Source organism: Arthrobacter sp. B0316-1-20, assembly GCF_059091865.1.
Window position 1 is genome coordinate 1 of the sequence record NZ_JBNHHC010000201.1, and the last position, 3,284, is coordinate 3,284.

At 63.3% G+C, this 3,284-nt stretch carries 3 protein-coding genes; 1 reads left to right on the forward strand and 2 read right to left on the reverse strand.

Annotated features, from left to right (window positions below; translation table 11 throughout):
• Together AC5RW2_RS41815 and AC5RW2_RS41820 are read right to left on the reverse strand one after the other, a co-directional pair.
• A partial coding sequence (locus AC5RW2_RS41815; protein ID WP_494075335.1) for a PhnD/SsuA/transferrin family substrate-binding protein occupies positions 1 to 520 on the reverse strand: 520 nt, incomplete at its 3' end.
• A 400-nt stretch (positions 521 to 920) separates the two neighbouring features.
• Positions 921 to 2,612, reverse strand: a complete 1,692-nt coding sequence (locus tag AC5RW2_RS41820) for an AMP-binding protein (RefSeq protein WP_494032948.1) — start codon at positions 2,610 to 2,612, stop codon at positions 921 to 923.
• A gap of 458 nt (positions 2,613 to 3,070) precedes the next feature.
• Here AC5RW2_RS41820 and AC5RW2_RS41825 point away from each other — a divergent pair.
• Positions 3,071 to 3,284: hypothetical protein (locus AC5RW2_RS41825; protein WP_494075336.1), on the forward strand; the 214-nt coding region annotated here is incomplete at its 3' end.

The window sequence follows — 3,284 nt, forward strand, 5'->3', positions numbered from 1 at the left end:
GCCCGTCCACCAGTCCGTTGTCCGCCAGCAGTGATTTGGGCATGAAGTAGCCGGTGGTGGATCCGGGGTCAACGAAGGCGACCTGCTTGCCGGCGACGTCATCGATCGACTCGATGCCGCTGCCCAGCTTGGAGTAACAGTACGATGCCGGCTTGTCATCACCCTTCCAGACCACCAGCGGATCCACCGAGCCGTTCTTGACCGCCAAGGCGGTGGAAAACGGGCTCATCAGGGCCACGTCGACATGTCCCTGCCTGACAGCCTCGACCACGCCGAGGTAGTCGGCGGGCATTTCCCGCTGGACTTCCTTACCGGTGGCCTCGGTGATCAGACCCTCAATGATCCCGGCCTCGACCAGGACATCCGGATCGTCGGTGCCCGGGGGCATGGCGAAGACCAGGGCATCGTCCGCGGTCGAGTCCGAGGAAGGGGCAGCGGATTCTGCACTGCCGCCACAGGCGGTGAGGGCAAGGACAGCGGCAGCGGCCAGGGAAAGGGCCGCGACGGGACGCTTTGACATGGAGGAACCTTCCGGAAACGAAATGAGCTGCGGATTCAGGGGCAATCGGCCCCTCAGCCAAGACTTTGCCGGGCGAAGATGTCCACGAATTTCGAGAACGCTTGACTCGAAATTACCGGAAGGTTAATTGCCGGCGCTCCAGCCAAAGGTCTCCGACGGAGCTGCCCGACGCGCACCGGCCCTTTCACCTACGTGCAAAATTTCCCGCCTCCCGTGCCGATAACAGCGCATATGACAGGTGTCATTCGGGCCGGCGGCTCGTCTGCCATTCCTTTGCTGCCCCGGCCTGCACCGGTTTAGGAGGGGTTTGAAAGCGCGGACTGGGCAGTGACCTGCCCGTTCTCAAGACGAGATTCATGCGGGTTAGCAGGCCAGCGTCACTCGCAGTGACGCTGGTCCCTCAGTCGCGGAGCCCGAACCGCTCGATGGCTTTCTCGCGCATCTCGACCTTCCGCACTTTCCCTGACACGGTCATGGGGAAGCTCTCACAAACTTCGACATACCTGGGGATCTTGTAGTGGGCCAGCCGGCCACGGCAGTACTCCCTTACGGCGGCGGCGTCCAGTGGCTTGGCGCCCGGATTGAGGATGATGCACGCCATCAGCTCCTCGCCGTACTTCTCGTCCGGGACACCGATCACCTGGACGTCCTGCACGCTTGGGTGCTGGTGCAGGAATTCCTCGATCTCGCGCGGGTAGATGTTCTCGCCGCCGCGGATGATCATGTCCTTGATGCGCCCCTCGATCACCAGGTAGCCGTCATTGTCCATTCGTGCGAGGTCACCGGTGTGCATCCAGCCCTCGGCGTCGATCACCTCGGCCGTTTTGTCCGGCTGGTCCCAGTAGCCGGCCATGACTGCGTAGCCCCGGGTGCACAGCTCGCCGATCTCGCCGCGCTCCACCGTAGCTCCTTTCGCGTCTATGACCTTGCTCTCGAGGTGTGGCATGGTGCGCCCGACGGTTCCGGTGCGGTGGGCGATCGAGTCGCCGAGCCGTGTCATGGTCGAAACCGGCGAGGTTTCAGTCATTCCGTAGCAGATTGCGACATCCTTCATGTGCATGTCGGTGATGACTCGCTTCATGATCTCGATCGGGCATGGTGACCCGGCCATGACCCCGGTGCGGAGGGTGTCCAGCCGGTACGTTTCGAAGTCGGGCAGTGCCAACTCTGTGATGAACATCATGGGGACGCCGTAAAGCGAGGTTCCGCCGAAGTCCTGAACAGCCCGGAGCGTCGCAGCGGCATTGAACCCACGGCCGGGCAGGATCGTGGCACAGCCGTGTGAGAACGCGCTGATGTTGCCGATCACCATGCCGAAGCAGTGGTAGAACGGCACCGGGATCACCACCCGGTCATCCGCGGTGTATCCCAGGAGTTCGCCCACCGAGAAACCGATGTTGAGGATGTTCCGGTGCGTGAGCGTCGCACCCTTGGGGAAGCCCGTGGTTCCGGATGTGTACTGGATGTTGATGACGTCGGCGGGCCGCAGGGTCGCGGCGCGCTCAGAGACGGCTGACGCCGGAACCTCCTCCGTCCGGGCGCCGAGGGCTTCCCAGGTGGTCTCTGCCGGGGACGCAGGTTCGCCTGCGACGAACGCAGAATCTCTGCTTGCTGCGGGGGTCGGAAGGAAGACGAGCTCATGGAGGTCCGGACACTCGGCCAGTGCCTGGCGTGCCATCGCGACGTAGTCGCTGTTCCGGTCCGATGGTGCGACCACGAGGGCGCGCATCCGATTCTGTCTGACGACGAAGATGAGCTCGTGGGTCCGGTAGGCGGGATTGACGTTGACAAGGATCGCACCGACCTTCGCGGCCGCGTACTGCAGGATCGTCCATTCGGCGCAGTTCGGGCTCCAGATCCCGATCCGCTCCCCCGCTGCGAAACCCGCGGCGAGGAGCCCGCGCGCGATGCGGCTGACGTCTTCGTCCAGTTTCCTGAACGTCCAGCGCCGCGCGGCGGCAGCGTCACCGTCGGCCGATGCCTCGATGAGCGCCTCACGGTCGCCGAATCGCTCCACGGTCCGGGCGAAGTTTTCTCCGACGGTCTCCTCGAGCAGCGGGGCGTCGGTCTCTCCGGCGGTGTGCGACAGCATGGCTCTCCTGATCCTCGTCGCTGGCGCAGGCGTCACTGCCGGCGGCTGTCAGCAGGCTAGCAAGGGACAATCTCAGGTGGGAAGGAGGTGACCCTACCCAAATGCCCGTGCGCCCGCCGCCTAACTAAGACGCCGATAGGCATACATGCGAGGCATTGGAGGTATTTCCCTTCCAAACCGGCATGCACGGCTGCGCGGACCATATGTTCAGCTGGCGGTTCGGAAGGCCGCTCGACCCGCACCCCGGCCTCCAATACATCTGCCGTGATCGTGGTGCCCGATGGAGCACAAGCTGCTGCCCGTAATTTAAGTCCACCACGGCCATGCCTTGGATGTAGTCGCGCTCAGTGGTCACGTCCGACCCTGGTCTCCGGGAAGCCAAACGCCGATATCAGCGCATATGACGAGTCGATTGGGCATGTGCGTAAGGAATCTTGTCGGGAGGCTTAAATACTGGCGTGAGCCAGAATCTGCAGACGCATGCCGCTCTGAAGGCGCCGGTGCAATCCTTGACTGAGCCTCGTCGTCGTTCTTATTGTCTTGCGGATGCTGCGGCTGACTTGGGCGTTCTGCAGGAAAGTTCATGGAAATCACGAGGCCGCTTTGCCGACCCGTCACCCGCCGGACAGGAGAAGGTCATCCTCGGCGGAGAACATCGATTGCTCGCCCAGC